Genomic DNA, 17,791 nt, shown 5'->3' with positions numbered 1-17,791 from the left:
AGTTTAGTTCAGCGTAACTTGCGGATTCAACGTAATCTCAAACGCACGGCCCCAGAGGAAATCGGGATTCGCATATCCCAACAGCGCACTAGCATACGTCGCATAAGACAATTCGTCATTACAGATCTGTTTGATCGCCACATTGCCTGCCTGGAAGGCTGTCTTATTCGCAAGCGCCGTGGTATAAGTCTGCATCAAATCACGGAGCAATGTTTGCAAATGGGCATAGTCTTCCTCCGAATTGAACAGCACCATATTTTGATCCGAAAGGGTAGCCACGTTGGTATAAAGCGCATGAGCTCGGGAATACGTGCGGATCTGTGCAATCGCTACCGCTTTGTAGTAGTAATCCTTCAGGAAACGCTTAAACAACAACGAGCCATGCGCGTTCATCGCATCTCGCAACTTATGTTCATGCTTCTCTGTTGTGATCAATGCGTACCTCGACTGTCCCATGCCTACGGCAATACCGATCTTGTTGCCCGGCGTATTCCAGGCACTATAACCCAGAACCCGGCCAGTATATGGACTGTTCAGCAACGCTTCAGCAACATCAACATTGGCTGGTCCTTTACCCACAAAATCAATCAACACCGAAGGCAGACCTTGCTCACCATTTAGCGTCAACTGCTCCAACGCAGCCTGCAACTGATCCAGAGCGGTAATCGCAATAATCTCGATGTCGATGCCTGTGTTCTCTGTGGAATTGCCCGGGTGACCCTTCGTCATACGGTCCAGTTCGGAGGCCATGTCAAACGGGACAACTTGCTCGGCTGATACAGCCACCAGCTCTTCATTCTCCACGCTAGCAATTGCATCCGTCCCCACCTCCGGTTCAGGATAAGCTGAATCCGCCACAAGTACACCACCTACAATATCCACGTGACGAACTACATTCTCGTGTACATCCATGTATTCATACGTGTTAATGATGGTATTGCCGTGAGGACCAAAATATTTCACTGCGTAACGTGTCTTCGCCCCACCTCGGAACAACTGGTTAGCCATGCGAGCAACCAAAGCGTGCCCCAGACCATCCGCATCCGGCAAGATGATAGCACGATCCGGATTTTGTCCATTGGTTCCACCCAGCCATTCATTGATCCGTGCTTCCACATATTTGATTTCATTGATCTGAACACCCTGCGTGTTGGCATCGTCCACTCCAACCGCGAGGAAATCGATATAACCTGTGCGAGCCAGCTGATCCAGAATGTACAGGTTTGTTTTGAATTTATGTTGTCTTGTATTGTAATACTCTTCTTTATTAAAATAGGTCGTTGTCCCATATTCCACCCCATCCGGAGACAGGTTATACCCTTGAATAATATCGTCAAACTCGGTGTACGTCTGACGTGGCTGCTGCATTAACGCACGGGACTCATTATATGCATCGAGCGCCAAACCATCTGCGAACGAGGTCGTGGCAAGACGCATAATCGTATCCATCACGTACACGGGTTTGCGTGGATATTTCTGCTTGATCACCCGGATCACATCCAGCAAACGAGTAGTCTCATCATCATATCCCGGATAGGCACCTCCCCCATCTTCGCGAAGCTGACGACTGCCAATCAGACCGCCATAGGCGAGCATATCGGATGAAATAATAAATCCATCGACTTTGGCAGCATGTTTCAGAATAAAGTCATGAATGATGGACGGTTTCCCATACATCGGCGTGGAGGTACCGAGCAACGTTGTGCCATCTACGGTTTTCTCCGAGTCCAGACGATTCTTGATATCACTCAGGTTCGGTGTAACGATATGGATACCGGCTGCTTTCCCTTGCACAATGACATCATCCAGATTCGCTGGACGATCATCCAGTGGAACATACAATACTGTTTTCATATCACGTAGCCTCCTGTTATCTATATAAGTTGAACTACAGAATATTTACACTTGCCACTTCGATGACAGAACAACCTTCCGATCGCTGTTATCCCCGGATTTTCTTGATCCACTTATATAAAGGTAGAAATCCGTGGATAAAGGCGCAGTGTATGCTTCCGAAGTAGCTTTCTTGCAGAAAGCTTTTAGCTCCGCTTCTTCAGGTTATTTCTGTCCTCTTCGTTCTCGTGTAAATCGTTAGTTCAACTTATATATCTAGTCTTTAATACCCGATCAGGGCAAGGATGCAATCACCGAATTAAAAAACCGGCCCCAGGGCCGGTCTGTACTTTAGCGTACGAGCTGTCGGTGTGTCTTCCTTGCTGCTGATCCGATAATACCATCTTAACGCCTTTTCCCACTCGCGCTGATGGTAATCCGTACGGATAAAGTCTATTTGCTGACGCCTTCACAGCGGTTAAAAGTCGGTTTCTTGCGAGGAACTCCTACCGGATAATCCAACCAAACCATTCCTGATGATGTTTTTATGATATAAGTAGCTTTTCAAATCCTATGTACAATAAAGGATGGATATGATCATGAAAAAAAGGCATCTCTTCTATCTTTGGATTGCGGTCACCAGCTATATGGCGGGTCCCGTCATGTATGCGTTGACGATGTACATCTTATATCAGGAAACAGATGTTGTAACGACATCACTCATTGAATGGACCGCGGCAACGTTCTTATCCGTTGGTATCCTGCTTATCCTGATCACAGTCATCATGCTTCGAGTGTTAAACATCTATTATTTCTGGCTGCAAACCCTGCTCTTCGAGCTGCTTTTCCTTGCGCTCGTCTATATGACCACTGTTCTTCTTGGGGCTGGCAACACAAGACTACCCAAGCTATCCTTTCCATTTACACCCGAAGGCGTTTCCTTATGGATGTTCTGGGGGAGTATTGCACTTATGAGTTCCTGGGGAATATGGGCAGCGCGTCAGCCTATACGAAAATCACCATACATGCTGGTGTCCAGAGTCATTCTGATCCTGTTTATCCTTGAAATTTGGCCCCGTTAAAAAGAGGCAGGCTGCCCACGATTCGGTAGACCAGAATAATGCCAAAAAGGGATGTCCTCCGTCAAACTCATAACTGACGGACACCCCTTCTGAAATGTATGTTTTATCTCACGCGATGATATAACGAAAATTTTCCCATGTTTCCGGCACAGGCTCCCCGTTCTTCGCATGATGATAGAAGCTGAACGGGAATTTGAACACATGACCTCCGTACCAGTCACGGGAACGTCTATCGGTGAGCCAGTATTCCAGTTCATGGGGCAGCGCCACCGACCTTTCCGCTCGTGCTAGTGGCAGCAGATCTACAGGGGATTGCAATGTTGGCATCTCCTGTTCGCTGTTCACATCTCGGCTTAAGCGTAGCGCCTTCACCATAGTAAGGAAAGGCGGAATACCTTTGTGAAATAATGCCGGGTAACCCAATTCATATAATATGTTAAGCGCATGTCCGTAGGTGAGCATATGACCAATTAGATCATGATGTGCTTCCGCGTGATAGATGGTCTGGAACGCACCAAGCTCATCCAGAATCAAGCGTGACAACTGCGTTGGATCTCCGATCTCAGGGAAACCATCGCTCATCTCCGGCTTCAGACTGCGAATTTCTTTCACGGTTGTATTCATCCATGATCTTCCCGGGATGGTTCGATCGAATGAATCGATCAGTTCAACCAGCCGACCAATGTCTTCAGCCGTACCCCATCCCTCCAGTTCGCGAATAGCCTTCAGGCTGATGGCCCCGTAGATGGCCTGGTGCCCAACCCAGTGCAGCTCTCCAATGGTTCGATGCAATGCGTCCGTAATGCGCGCTTCGGCATCTTCCATGGGCATCATCTCACCTATCGGAGAGGTCTGACCAGGGCTCAATCCATGCTGGCGAAGCATGGCTTTTGCTTCGGCGGTAACACTGCCGGCGGCAAGGGCAGTGAGACGATTTTCCCGTACCCAAAAATATGCCGCAATCGCACCTGCTCCATAATGGGCGTGCCACAGATCTCCTGTACGTTCCCGACTGGAAACAATAATTGCAAGTCCTTCTTCCAACAAACGTCGATCCAAGCTTGCCACCACCCTTCATCATATGTAAGCCCATCAGAGAAACTATATAAGTTGAACAAAGATTATTTACACTGACACTACGATGACAGAACAACCTTCCAATCACTGTTATCCCCAGATTTTTTTCGATTCCCTTTCCTATGGGAAAATCCGGTGATAAATGTGAACGCTTCGCTTTTCCAGATTTTTCCTGTCCTCTCCGTTATCGTGTAAATTTAGTTCAACTTATATATCCTAATGAATAAATAAAGCGTTTACTTCTATAACATGACGGAAATGCTCCACATATGCCCGTTTTGCCCCGGAATGCAAAGTTTAGCCGATTCGAAGCCTGCCCACGTCACGAATGGACACTTCCAGTGGATAGATCTGTGCTTTTTGCGTAGAGAAAAACCAAGTCCGTTCCTTCTTGACCACAATAAACAGACCATGCACATCCCCAACAGGGGCAAAGGTATCACTAACCTCACCCCAGCGCTCAAGTCCAATCTGCTGAAGCTCGTTCACCGCAGACAGAACATCATCCGTCACCAGGCCAATCTCACACACCTGTAATATATCTTTAGTGGAGAAGTCATGGTCACTCTCGTTCTGAATACGATGATGAGCAATCAGCTCGATAATATTGCCTGCCGGATCTTCAAAATAGAGAGAGTGTGAGTTCCAATGAACAGAGTACGTCTCATCCCGATTTCCTTCCCTACTTAAAGCAACACATGATGCAGCCCACTGCTTGGCTTCCTTAAACCGGTTCGTCGGAATCAACCAGGCCACATGATAGAAGGGTTTATTATCTGTTTCACACACTTTGAAAATCATCTTGGTTGTTCCAACCTGCAGGTTGAAAGCCTGATCCGTGGCATTGGACACCTCCATTCCTAACGTATCACGATAAAAATGCTTGAGGTCCTCCAGCCGTGCTGTATATATCTGTAATTCTTCGATCATCATATGGTCTTCTCCTGCATCTCCTCCCACTGACTCCATGGCACCATGCCAAGCTCAGGCTTCGCTTCATCCGGAAGCATCGCGATGAATTCAAGCGAATGACCATCCGGATCGTTAAAATACACAGATACCGCAGGCATCCAGCCGAAGACGTACAGTTCACCGATATCATCATCCAGGAAGTTGTGTGTTTTGATCCCTTTGTTCTCCAAGTGAGCCACCGCATGTTTCATATCCTCCAGAGATACGTGAAAAGCAAAATGCTGACGCTGCACCTCGGAAGATTCCTTCTGCCACAATCCCAGCATGGCATTGCCTTTTCCACCAATCCAGTAGAAGGAATTACCGCGTTCTGTCTGCCCGTAGGCATGGGGTAAACCCAGGATTGTTTCGTAGAAATGATGGGATCTCTCCAGATCCGTCACGTTCAAATGTGTTTCAAATATGCCTGTAATCATGATGATCAACCTCTTTTCCTTTTCCCATTTTCGTCGTCGCTTTCGTTCGTTCTTAGCTCATGGATGAGTTCCGCGCACTCGTTAACGTCTGAGCCAGATTCAAAAACGATCCAATGACCCGCTGAATCCGGTCCTCTATATCCTGGCTGCCTTCGTACTCTTCGTATCCGTCAAATGTCGCTTCAAATCGTCTGCGCTGTGCACCACCAATGGAAATCCACTCCTGTGCATTGATGCCATGCAGATTGCGAACAATCGCTTGCAGTTGTAAAAGCGAACTTACCCCTACCGCTCCACCAGAGGAGCTAATCGACAGGACGGGCTTGCCACTGAAATGAGCCTGGCTCAGGTGATCCAGCGCATTTTTAAGCACACCGCTAATACTGCCATGGTACTCTGGCGTAGACAGAATGATGGCATCTGCCGCGAGCATACGTGTATTCAAGTCTGCCAGATGTTCATGGTCCGCCTGTTTATCATCTGGTGCGTAGAATGGAAGTGGCGTCTGATACAAATCAAACAGGCTGGCCTGATGTCCCTGTCCCCGAATAATCTCCACAGCATACTCTCCCAAACGCGTACTGGTTGCATTGTTCCGATTACTACCTGCCAATATAACGATATTCATCAAAGTCACTCTCCTTGTTTTTAATACTTCAAACTCTCATGTTCCAACCGATCTGTTATTTCTACTCTTATCTTACCTTTCTCCCGCATCCATATCGTCAGCAGATAGACTTAACTTGAAATACCAAAAAACTCAACCTTTAGGTTGAGTTTATACGACTTAAGTATGAAGATATGTCGGAATTGGTCAGACGACCCAGCCATTTCTTACGGCATGAAGAGCCGCTTGCGTCCGATCCGCAAGCCCCAGTTTGTCCAGCAGATGACTGACATGGGTTTTGACCGTTTTTTCTGTGATAACCAATTGAACCGCAATTTCCTTGTTGCTCAGCCCTTGAGCAATCAGTCCCAAGACCTCTTGTTCACGACGAGTGAGCATATCCGGACCACCAAGGGATGCTTTAGTTGATTGTCCAGCCTGCTTTGGCTCTTGATGTTGACTGTATACTGATCGATCTGTCGGTATATGCTGTGGTTGCTGTTCATTAATGGACCAATCAGATGAAGCCATCACATGCATCAATTGACCTGCCGCCGCAGGATGTAATTCCACCTGACCCGCATGCACATTGCGAATGGCTACGGCCAGATCCTCCGGTTCAATATCCTTGAGTAGATACCCTTTCACTCCTGCACGAACAGCGGGAACCACATGATCCTGATCGGAAAACGATGTGAGCACAATGATTCGCGTTTCTGGCATTAACGTACGCATACGTCTGGCTGTCTCAATTCCGTCCATGACCGGCATATGCAGATCCATTAATACCACTTCGGGTTTTAGCGCTTCAGCCTGCTCCAGAGCTTCCTGCCCGTTCGATGCTTCACCAACAACCTCCATGTCTTGCTGCGTGGTCAAAAAAACGTGTAGCCCCCGTCTCACCATCGCATGATCATCTGCGAGCAAAATCGTAATCGGCATCTCTTCTTCCCCCTAACTTTTATACAGATCCGAACGGAAGTGGAATGACTGCCGTTACTGCCGTTCCCTTGCGGGAAGAACTGACCATTTCTAATCTGCCTCCGAGTGATTCAGCCCGTTCCTTCATAATGGACAGGCCCAGCGAGGTTCCAGAAGATACTTTTGGCCTTTTCGCACCGCCTGTTCCCTGATCTGTGATAGTGAGCACCGCTTCATGATCACTTAACTTGAGGGTGATCTCAGCAGATGGAACACCAGCATGTTTCCGTACATTATTCAGCGCTTCCTGTCCGATTCGCCACAATGCTTCTTCTATATTACGTGATAAAGACCGCATTCCCGTCCGATCCACCACCACTTGAAGACCCTGGCTGGTGCCATATTCCTGTAGCGCACGGAGCAGTCCTGCTTCCAGTCCCGCGGGCCGAAGCTGCATAATCAATGCACGCATTTCCTTGAGAGCCTCCTGAGACAAAACCCGAATATCCTTCATCGCTTCCGCTGCCGGGTGTAACTGTTCGGAGCCAGATAACATACTTTCTGCACCTTTAGCGGTTAACGAGAGTGAAAAAAGAATCTGATTAACCGAATCATGCAGATCGCGAGCCAATCGGTTACGTTCTTCCAGTCGTGCCAGTTCCCGGCGATTCTCCGTCAGCTTCAGACTCTCCCACGAGGCCGTAATATGCTCGGCCAAAGCCTCCAGCACTTCAAGGTCTGCCTGAATAGGACCTGATGTTCCTACCCCAATCACCAGAATTCCTGTTTCCCCTGGCGTATGATACGGAAGCGGAGCAGCAATTCCCGAAGTAAGGAGATTTATCGTTTTCTCCGGCTCGCACACCGTGAAAATCTCAGTCATTTCTATTGCAGACAGGGATGCAGCACGGTGACTATTGATCACTCGGTTCATGTGATTTGCTGCTTCCGAAGATAGAGTCGCACTTGGTAACGTTTGAACGATGCTACCTGCATAAGCTGCCTGCACCGTATATACGCCATTTTTCTGTTGAATAATAGCTGCCAAAGGCCAGTCATAATATTGTCCAAGCAGCTGCACAACTTTTAAAGACAAAGCCTCTGAATTACTGCATTCGTTGACCGCCAGACCCAAGGCCGCGCTGAACTCCCCCAGCTTGGCATACAGGTCGGCCCGTCGCTGCTCTGCGCGATACAATCTCATCCGCTCCATTGCACTACCGATCTGATAGGCAACGCCCTGTAACAATGCCAGTTCGCTGTCGCTGAAATGTTCCTTAGCGGGTGCGGCAACGTTGAGCAGGCCAAGCATCTTCTCACCCGATCGCAGTGGGACGGTCGCATGATGGGTTACATCCTGAGTATCTCCCCATTGGAATTCCACCGCATCCTCCAGCCGTTTACAGTTAATGATGTTGACCGCATGATTCAGTCGACCGTCCTTGAAGCGGTTCACACACCAGCAAGTGCCCGTTCGCATCGGCTCTTTGCCGTTCCGCAGTAATGCAGGGGGCAAGTTGTAATCCGAAACACAGGTATAGTCTCCGCGTTCATTAATGAGAAACACCCAGCCAGCAGTTAATCCGGTTAACTCCAACAATTTGCCGACCACGGTATCCAGCATTAGGCTCAGATCATTGGACGTATTGAGCGTTTCCGCGATTGTCTTCAGCGTGACCATTTCCTGCATTCCGAGTTCTTCCGACATGGCAGACTTCTCTCCTTTGGCTGTGCCAACTGTGGTTTGTTCAACTATTGTAACCAATCCACCTTGGATATTAAAGAATCAACTTTTTAGACGTTTCGCTTAGCCCAGCTTCTGCCGCTCTTTCCGAGACACTGACAAAGGCTCCATATTAATCAGTCCGCGGTCCGACAGAGCCAGCGCCATTTTATAGAAAGCACGCGTACGAATCTTCGTATACGTATCCTTACTGACAGGCGGATCAAACACATGGTTATACACTTTATAGTCAAACACATCATCGTCCTTCAAGTACCGTTCACATACGAGTACACGTTCCTTCTCACTCAACCGGGACACAATAAAGTCAATCGTATCGCAGTATGCCTGACGCGCGCGCTGCACGTCCACATTATAGATCGCCGTTCTTGCCGTGGAATCCCCCGTCACATTGGTTGTACCATGGAAACGCTCGGCATAACTTGCCGTCACCATAACTTCTCGTTCTTCAAATGCAATGGTTTTATAGATTCGGTATTTTTCAAGCGCAGCTTCGACAGCTGTTTGCGTTTTGCGTCGGTCCAATTCGGGCAGCATCAATTCCATAATCATTTTCCTCCTTTAGTGTTCTTTATAAAATGAATATCAACTGGTTCCGCATGTTCACTTGGATGACAGAACAATCTAGTTAAACATGCAACCATCCCATCTCCCGCACTTCTTCTCATTAATCAATTCAAGTCACTCTATCGTTCACATGATATTGCTTTGCCATCGTTCTTTGGACGATAGCAAAAGGCTCTTATTCATAGAGTTGTCCAGTTTTCCAAAAAAGTAACGACATTTTTTCATTTTCCCTTGTTGCCTTTTGGAATCAATCCAAACCGTTATAATCCGGGGAATTCCATCTTTAAAAAGGTAATCTCTAAAACCCCAACCTGTCTCAACTTTACATTTTGTTCGTATGTTGTTCGTATTTCTATTTGAGGATACCACTTTCTGGAGATCGGAGTAAACCTTCATTTTGGTTCGTTTTGACGATAAAATAAAACCTTCGCTCTCATTTCCTATACCTTTTGGCATAATTGTTTCATATCTCTTTACCTAATGGTATATATACGTTATAGTACTGTTTAATTAATGAACTTCCGTATAAGTCATTTGATTTTTATAATTTAAATTTGTATATGACATGAGAACGAAGAGGACAGAAAAGACCTGGAGAAGCGCAGCGTTTGCCTTTATCACCAGATTTCAACCTTTTGAAAGTAAACTAAAGAAATCTGGGGATAACAGCAATCGAAAGGTTTTCTGGACTCGAAGTGTCTTAATGACATCAATGGTTTAATTTATATCTCAAGCACTTGTACGAATCGAAGGAGTGGCATGAATTGTGGAGCACGCTTTTGGTCCTTATATGAAACAACTGCGCGAGCAACAGGGATATAGCATCAATCAGCTCGCCGAAGCAGCCGGAATAAGCAACTCACAGATTTCACGCATTGAGAACGGGGTCCGGGGTGTGCCCAAACCTGCGACTATCCGCAAAATTTCAGATGCACTCTCGGTTCCCTATACAGAGATGATGAAGCATGCCGGCTATATTGAACCAGGGAGTTCCACTGAACTTCAGAATGTGCCAGAATGGGCTACATACAAAGACCGTCGTGATTTTAAAAAGATGCTGGAAGACGATGATGATCTGATGTTTGACGGCATTCCACTCGATGAAGATGATAAAAAACGAATTAAGGATGTGCTGACAGGTCTGTTCTGGGAAGCCAAACAGATGAACAAACGCAAAAAGACAGATGAATCGGACAAGCGCCCATGAGGCACGACGAACTGAATTTAATAAGGCAGCAGGTGAGATCATATGGATGACATCGTAACAAAGCTGATTCGAAAACACCGGACCAACTGCCCTTTCAGCATTGCCCGCGCGGTTGGAATACAGATTCGTTTCACCAATTTGGGGAAGTCTACCAAAGGACTGTACTTTCGGAAGCTCCGGCGCAGGTTTATCGTCATACACAATGATTTGCCGCCGGAATGGCAGCGGTTCGTATGTGCCCATGAGCTTGGCCACGATCGGCTTCATAAAGGAATCAATCGATTCTTCCTGGAGGAACATTCCTATTTTGCTCCAGGCAAGCTGGAAAGACAGGCTAACCGTTTTGCCATTCAGTTGTTAACCTCCGGCGTGATGCCTGAACCGGATGAATCTTTGGAGAAATTCTGTTTACGTACCGGACTGCCGCGTGAAGCGCAGCATTTTTTTTACACCATTTAAGAACATATGTTCCTTCATAGGGTTATTTTATCTCTATTAACCATTAGAAGATTTATATGTTACTTTCAGGTTACCTATTTTTACGTAAATCGCGAGATTTCCACATAATAGTCTGTTAAAATACAACATGAGCTGTGTAAACGCTCAATTAGATTATTATTTTGGGAGGTTACTCATTCACATGAAAATCTGGAAGAATTACGTTTCACTTCTGCTAACGGTATGCTTGCTGTTTGGCAGTGTAGGCATTGCCGCGGCTGCAACGGACACCACGCCGGGCACAGGCAAACACATTACGATTCTACATACGAATGATACACATGCTCGCGCAATTGAATCTTCACCTGCTATGGGTTTTGCCAAAGTAGCTGGAATCGCTGACAAATATCGTAGCGACAACCCGAACACGCTCCTGCTTGATGCTGGAGATGCTGTACATGGTACTACTTTTGCCACTCTCGTGAATGGTGAAAGCATCGTGAAACTCATGAATGAAATGGGCTACCAAGCTATCGTACCGGGTAACCATGAGTTCAACTATGGCTCGGATCGCCTGCTTGAGCTGGCGGACATGATGAATTTCCCAATGATTAGTGCCAACGTGAAGAAAAAAGACGGAACTCGTCTCTTCGATCCTTACCTGATTGAAGAAATTGATGGTGTAAAGGTTGGAATCATTGCCCTGTCCACACCTGAAACGATGTACAAAACGAATCCGAAAAATGTAGAAGGTCTTGATATTACAGACCCATCTGCAGAGGCTAAAGTTCTGGTGAACGAGATCCGCAGCAAAGTAGATGTTGTTGTGGTATTGGGACACCTTGGACAAGACGCGTCCAGCACGGATACTAGTTTAAAAGTAGTTAAAGAAGTTCCTGGCATCGATGTATTCATTGATGGTCACAGCCACACAATACTGCAGGACGGTCTTGTGTCTGATAACGGAACGTTGATCGCAAGTGCAGGAGAATACACTAACTACGTAGGTGTCATCGACCTGTGGGTAGATGGTGGTAAAGTAACGAAGAAACAAGCAACTTTGATTGATGAAACTGAAGCAAAAGACATCAAACCGAATGAGAAAGTCGCGGCTCTCGTGGACTCCATTCAAAAAGAACAAGAGCCTATTTTGAAAGAAGAAGTAGCCAATACAGCCATTCTGCTTGAGGGTAAACGTGAACAGGTACGTGCAGGTGAAACCAATCTGGGTGACCTGCTTGCAGATGCAATTCGTGATGTCAGCAACGCCGATATCGCACTGACTAACGGTGGTGGTATCCGTGCTTCCATTGAAAAAGGTATCGTAACCAAAGGTGATGTTATCACTGTGCTTCCATTTGGTAATCAAGTGGTAACCCTTGAAGTGAAAGGGTCCGATATTCTGGCAGCCCTTGAAGTCGGTGTAGGTTCCTACCCTGAACCAAGCGGTGGATTCCCGCAAGTATCTGGCATCAAGTTCAAAATCGACACTTCCGCTGCAGAAGGTAGCCGTGTACATTCCGTAACCGTTGGCGATAAAGCCCTTGATCCGGAAGCAACATACACGCTGGCAACCAATGATTTCACTGCTGTTGGCGGTGACGAGTACACCATGTTCACCAAATATGCTACAACAGGTATGTACGGCGCGTTGGATGAAGCGTTGATTAACTACATGCAAAAGCTCGGCGCTGTAGACATCAAAACAGATGGTCGGATCAGTGAAGCGAAAAAACCTGCAGTAGAGCCAGAAACTCCGGCAACCGAAACACCTGCTCCAACCAAGCCAAAACCAGAAACACCAAAACCGGAAAAACCGTCTAAACCGACGCCAAGCAAACCAGCTCCAGCCAAACTGCACGTTGTGAAATCCGGAGATTCCCTGTATTCCATCTCCAAGCAATATGGAACAACTTGGAAGGCATTGCAAAAGCTGAACAATATCAAAAATCCACACTGGATCTATCCGGGTCAACAATTGAAATTGCCTGCAGCTTCTTAAGATCAATACAGAGCAGCAGCATAACGGATCTATCTTGTCATAACAAAAAGGGTGTCCCCAAGCCAGAATACTGGTTAAGGGGACACCCTTTTGTATAAGTTCTTAACATCAATCCACATCAGGTACATGAACATTCCCTGTGGACATATCCTGTTGATCCTGACAATCATCTGAGGCAAAAATACATCCCGGCCAGGCCTTTATGGACCAATCTCATCATATGCCTTCGACACCGAACTATATAAAAACTCTCCGTAATTACCGTGTTCATGCGGTTATTGTATATGATCTTTTCGACATCTCTGTCTTCTCAAAATTGCATACTTGCACATAAATCTGCCTGAGTAAGATCATCTCTAAACCTTTAATCATAAAATCATTTGTTTACTGAATACAACTACCCGAATATAGTTATTTCGTATGATACGATACCTGAAATTATGACTTTTTAATATGCCTATAGCCCTCTTTTTCTTGCTCTCATTGCAATTTCAGCAATCAAAATCATCTACCGCATTATAATCGGTACTATTATGTGAACTCATATAATTAGCCAAACCTATAGATCTAGGAAGTGAGCTGTTCCTTTACATAAAGCACAGCTTCCTGTGCAGTCATTCCCATTCGTTTCGATTCACCTGATGCTGCAAGCGCATGTGATCCCAGTTCAACCTGCTCTTCTGCTGCCCCTCTACCAATAACGATCTGCACAGGCAATCCGATCAACTCTGCATCCTTGAATTTCACACCCGGACGTTCATCCCGGTCATCAACCAATACCGTGTAACCACCCTCGACTAGTTGTTGTTCCAGTTCAAGGGTGAGCTGACGTTGCTGCTCATCCTTCCAACTTACTGTAATCAGATGCACATCATATGGCGCCACAGCGGCAGGCCATCTTATACCTTCATCTCCTGCATATTGTTCAGCTATCGCGGCCATCAGGCGGGATACGCCAATTCCGTAACATCCCATGACTGGTGCGCACTGGCGACCATTGCGATCCAGGAAGGAGGCACCCATGGCATCACTGTATTTCGTTCCCAATTTGAATATGTGTCCTACCTCTATGCCTTTGGTAAACACAAGTGGCGATGCACATGTTGGGCAAGCATCCCCTTCAGCAGCAAAGCGAATTCGTTCTACTCGCTCCATTGCAAAATCAATCCCTGGGCGTACGCCAGAAACATGCATATCCACTTCATTGGCTCCTGTAATTGCGCTCTTCATCACTGCCACGTCAGCGTCCACTACCATCGGCAGATTCAGTCCAATCGGACCCAGAAAACCTACCTTCAAGCTTGGATGTGCCGCAATGGCTGCATCGTCTGCAAGGATCAGTTCCTCTACACCCAACACCTGCTTCAGTGCGATGTCATTCAGTTCATGGTCTCCACGCACCAGCGCAGCGACAAGCTGACCATCTGCCACATAAAGCAGCGTTTTGATCATATGTTCAGCACCTTCACCTACAAAGGAACTTAACTCTGCAATCGTACGAACGCCAGGTGTCGAGATGCGTATTACCTCTTCATCTCCTGCATGCTGATCCGTTTGAAGCGCGGAGTTTGCACTCGCAGAGACAGGTGTAACTTCTGAGCTTCCTTCTTTTTCCCCAATATCTCCGAAAGTCTGATAATCAGCTTTCTCCAAGTTTGCAGCATATCCACACTGTTTGCAGGTTACAATCGTGTCCTCACCCACGTCAGCAAGAGCCATGAACTCATGTGTTTCCCCTTGACCGCCAATCGTTCCCGCGTCCGCCTCAACACGGATATAGTCAAGACCACAACGCTCCAGAATGCGACTATAAGCTGTATTCATCGCCTGATAGGTACGGTCAAGCTCTTCCCAATCCGAAGCAAAAGAGTATGCATCCTTCATGATGAATTCACGCCCGCGCAGCAATCCAAATCGCGGACGGCGTTCATCCCTGAACTTGGTTCCAATCTGATACAGGGTGAATGGCAGCTTACGATACGAACTCACCTCGTCCCGAGCTAACGCAGTTACAACTTCTTCATGCGTTGGTCCAAGGGCAAATTCTCGTCCATGACGATCCTTCAGACGCATCAATTCAGGACCATACTGTGTGTATCTTCCGGATTCTTCCCACAGCTCGGCAGGCTGCATAATTGGCAGCAATACTTCCTGACACCCTGCACGATCCATCTCTTCTCGAACGATCCGTTCAACGTTCAACAATATACGTCGTCCGAGGGGCAGATAACTGTAAATTCCCGCGGCCAGTTGGCGAATCATACCGGAACGCAGTAACCAGCGATGTCCCGCTGCCTCCGCTGGCGCTTCACGTAATGTTGGAACAAGCATTTCACTTTGACGCATCTAAACACACTCCTAATCTTTCTCATGGTTATTGGTTATCTAGAGTTATAAACAGCAAAAAGACACATCCGTCAAGGGACGAATGCGTCGTGGTACCACCCTTGTTTAACTGCACTTTAAACCATTCGCTCGCAATCTATGCGATCTGTGACATGCAGTCCTACGGAGCATAACGGGCCCTTCCGGCGGAGGTTGCAACCCTGGACGGGCATTCTCTTCCGCAGCTTGCGAGGTAGGAATTACGAAGCAGCCACAGGAACCTTGCACCACACCGTTCCCTCTCTGTTGAAGCTGACTAACGCAATCATGTCCTCGTTATAACGCTGTTATCATTTTTGATCACATTAGTTCATTTACAAGAAATTGTCAACCAGTTAGTCGAATACAACCCCAGAATAATATTCCACTACATCACGTATGAGCATAAACGCATCTCCATTTGTAAGACTGTTCTTGTCAGCAATGCCAGCAAGCGTGTTCTCACTTATAAAGTTTTGCGTTTGCAATTGAGCAAGTGCCTGTTCAAGTGATGTTTCCGTTTCTGAAGATCCCATTGCCAGACATAACATATACGCAGCCTGATCCAACGTTAAAGGTAGGGTTGCGGCATTCTCCATACTTGCTACAGCTTGATCGGCACTGCCTGTGTAGGCTTCTGGAAACATCGCTTGCATTCTTTTCAATTTACTTAAAAATCGTTCTGGATTCATTCCTTTATCCAGTTCCCAACCATCGTTATTATAATTGCCTGAAGTCATATACATACTCGCTGCAGCCAGCAATCCCTTGTAATCCTTATGCTCCATATAATCAGGTTGCTCGAAACGATGTACTTTCAGATCCATACCCTGGTTCTCCAGCATCTTACGTAGTTCAGATGCTCGCTCTTCAGAAGCTGAGAGTTCGCGGAAGGACTCCTTATGAATGTAAGCCAGCTTGACCGCCGCTCCTGCTGCTTCTCCCTCTGCCATTCCCAGTGGGACAACTCTTGCACTACCATGTGGGATTGTATCATAACTTGCTGCACGTCCGACGACGAGCAATCCATCAACCTTTAGCGGTACAAGAGTGCGAAAAGGTACTCCATATTGGATCGGGCTCAACATAATGGTGCCGGGGTTTCCAACACTCGTGCTCTGTATATCAATATCGTATGAACCGTATCCAATAGCATCCCAATGATCACGATTTTCCATGACATCAGCTAATGTCAATCGATACTCGCCATAGATGTGACGTGACTCCCTCACATAGAGCTCATCCGCGGTTCCAGCATATTGTAGCCCTGCAAATTCCTCGTAATTTTCCTTCAGAAAATCAACAATTAGCGGGGCTTCTTTACGCCCGATTTCAAGACCTTCTTTCACGGATATCGGATCTAACGGATCTACCCCAAAGATCTGCATCGTATTAATCAAGATTGTATCATCATTTTGTCTTCCGATATTCAGACTGCGGATCTTAATACGTTGTGGATTGGAGGATTCATATTGTCGAGCATCACCATATCCCCAAGCACTCATCTTATCAACCCCAGTTCCCTCTCTTTCCCTGAATTTTTGCCATACTTCATCTGTAACACCACTTAGCTTGAATACAAGCGTAGAGACCATTTTGGATTTACCATCTCCAATATCTTGCCTGCCTATGGAATAGGGTACTCCTGCAGCGGCTGCAATATCCGCATCTTGCGTAGCATCAATGATCGAGCGGGTTGAAATCTGAACAGTTGTTCCGTCTTCTTTAGTTATGCTCATACCCGTTATTGTCGTCTGATCCCCCGTAGATTGTTCAGTAAGGGGAACTAATTCCTTAGCATTCATCAATAGGTCAATATTAGGTTCGGAACGAACCATTCGATAGAAAATGTTAGCCGCTGTATTGGTATCAAATGAACTACCCTCTATCTGGTCATACCATTCTTGGAAAATGCCTTTATTCAAAAAGTCAGGCTGCCGCAAACTACTCAATAACTGGGGTTGTTCAGGGGAATAATTTAAATCCAGCGTATTAAGGCCTCCCTCGGTCATCAATCCTCCCAACATGCTGCGATCTCTTACTTCCACCAGCAACACATGCATCCCATTACGAGCAGCTGATAAGGCAGCCGTTATGCCTTCCGGATCCGTTCCAGCTACAATAACGTTATAGGAATCTTTCAGGTTTTTTGTAGATTGCACGTCCTCCAAAGGCTGCCATACATAATTATTATTAAATTTATAATTCTTGTTCCAAATATAGAATGCACCATATGCAACGCATACCAAAGCAATAAACACACTAGCTGTAATTACTGTTATTTTTAATTTTCTACTAATCAAAGAAATAAACCTCCATATGTACTTTATGCTTTACCAACAAAGACTACCTTTCTCTCCTTTCCTACATGAGTACACTGTAAAAACAAAAAAACTTCCTAACAGTTTATACTGTGTTAGGAAGTTTTGATAATAAACGGAAAATCCTACTTTTACGTTGCCATAAATACAGACAAAAACATAGGAAAGTTCCTAACTTTCCTCATTATAACGACCAATTTTTGTGAAGTAAAGACTTACCAAAACCGGAAATGCATTAGA

The 17,791-nt window shown here is 46.3% G+C and carries 14 protein-coding genes; 4 read left to right on the top strand and 10 right to left on the bottom strand.

The annotated features are described in order from the left end of the window. Positions 1–3: 3 nt before the first annotated feature. Positions 4–1,854 carry a DUF4127 family protein gene (locus M1D71_RS05730; RefSeq protein ID WP_458125638.1) on the bottom strand — a complete coding sequence of 617 codons (1,851 nt, stop codon included), beginning with the start codon at positions 1,852–1,854 and terminating at the stop codon, positions 4–6. A 578-nt stretch (positions 1,855–2,432) separates the two neighbouring features. Between M1D71_RS05730 and M1D71_RS05725 the strand changes: the two genes are divergently transcribed. Next, complete coding sequence (locus M1D71_RS05725) at positions 2,433–2,915, top strand: hypothetical protein (RefSeq protein ID WP_458125637.1); 483 nt, start codon at positions 2,433–2,435, stop codon at positions 2,913–2,915. A 108-nt stretch (positions 2,916–3,023) separates the two neighbouring features. Here M1D71_RS05725 and M1D71_RS05720 read toward each other — a convergent pair whose 3' ends face one another. The 7 genes from M1D71_RS05720 to M1D71_RS05690 form a co-directional block, all read right to left on the bottom strand. Further along, the gene (locus tag M1D71_RS05720; protein WP_458125636.1) at positions 3,024–3,983 is read right to left on the bottom strand and encodes a hypothetical protein; all 960 of its coding nucleotides are present in this window, start codon (positions 3,981–3,983) and stop codon (positions 3,024–3,026) included. A 306-nt stretch (positions 3,984–4,289) separates the two neighbouring features. Further along, complete coding sequence (locus tag M1D71_RS05715) at positions 4,290–4,925, bottom strand: VOC family protein (RefSeq protein ID WP_458125635.1); 636 nt, start codon at positions 4,923–4,925, stop codon at positions 4,290–4,292. Beyond that, on the bottom strand, positions 4,922–5,380 hold the full coding sequence (locus M1D71_RS05710) for a VOC family protein (protein WP_458125634.1): 459 nt from the start codon (positions 5,378–5,380) through the stop codon (positions 4,922–4,924). Before M1D71_RS05710 ends, M1D71_RS05715 begins: the two co-directional genes overlap by 4 nt. Positions 5,381–5,432: 52 nt before the next feature. After that, positions 5,433–6,008: an NADPH-dependent FMN reductase gene (locus M1D71_RS05705; protein ID WP_458125633.1), complete on the bottom strand. Its 576-nt coding sequence runs from the start codon at positions 6,006–6,008 to the stop codon at positions 5,433–5,435. Between the two features lie 186 nt (positions 6,009–6,194). Beyond that, complete coding sequence (locus tag M1D71_RS05700) at positions 6,195–6,929, bottom strand: response regulator (RefSeq protein WP_458125632.1); 735 nt, start codon at positions 6,927–6,929, stop codon at positions 6,195–6,197. 19 nt (positions 6,930–6,948) lie between these two features. Continuing rightward, a complete protein-coding gene (locus tag M1D71_RS05695; RefSeq protein WP_458125631.1) occupies positions 6,949–8,673 on the bottom strand; it encodes a GAF domain-containing sensor histidine kinase in 1,725 nt (574 codons plus the stop codon). 42 nt (positions 8,674–8,715) lie between these two features. Then, positions 8,716–9,198 carry an ArpU family phage packaging/lysis transcriptional regulator gene (locus M1D71_RS05690; RefSeq protein WP_458125630.1) on the bottom strand — a complete coding sequence of 161 codons (483 nt, stop codon included), beginning with the start codon at positions 9,196–9,198 and terminating at the stop codon, positions 8,716–8,718. 784 nt (positions 9,199–9,982) lie between these two features. Between M1D71_RS05690 and M1D71_RS05685 the strand changes: the two genes are divergently transcribed. The 3 genes from M1D71_RS05685 to M1D71_RS05675 all read left to right on the top strand — a co-directional run bounded on the left by M1D71_RS05685 (position 9,983) and on the right by M1D71_RS05675 (position 12,866). Beyond that, entirely contained in the window at positions 9,983–10,426 is a 444-nt protein-coding gene (locus M1D71_RS05685) for a helix-turn-helix domain-containing protein (protein ID WP_458127178.1), read from the top strand. A 42-nt stretch (positions 10,427–10,468) separates the two neighbouring features. Then, the gene (locus M1D71_RS05680) at positions 10,469–10,885 is read left to right on the top strand and encodes an ImmA/IrrE family metallo-endopeptidase (RefSeq protein WP_101314157.1); all 417 of its coding nucleotides are present in this window, start codon (positions 10,469–10,471) and stop codon (positions 10,883–10,885) included. A gap of 181 nt (positions 10,886–11,066) precedes the next feature. Continuing rightward, positions 11,067–12,866, top strand: a complete 1,800-nt coding sequence (locus M1D71_RS05675; RefSeq protein ID WP_458125629.1) for a 5'-nucleotidase C-terminal domain-containing protein — start codon at positions 11,067–11,069, stop codon at positions 12,864–12,866. Positions 12,867–13,433: 567 nt separating this feature from the next. On the opposite strand, the gene M1D71_RS05670 is transcribed toward M1D71_RS05675, so the two are convergent. Then, positions 13,434–15,212, bottom strand: a complete 1,779-nt coding sequence (locus M1D71_RS05670) for a proline--tRNA ligase (protein WP_458125628.1) — start codon at positions 15,210–15,212, stop codon at positions 13,434–13,436. 374 nt (positions 15,213–15,586) lie between these two features. Continuing rightward, positions 15,587–17,392: an FAD-dependent oxidoreductase gene (locus M1D71_RS05665; RefSeq protein WP_458125627.1), complete on the bottom strand. Its 1,806-nt coding sequence runs from the start codon at positions 17,390–17,392 to the stop codon at positions 15,587–15,589. Positions 17,393–17,791: the final 399 nt, after the last annotated feature.

It is taken from the genome of Paenibacillus sp. Z3-2, assembly GCF_054161325.1.
This window is presented reverse-complemented; position numbering and strand designations above follow the sequence as displayed.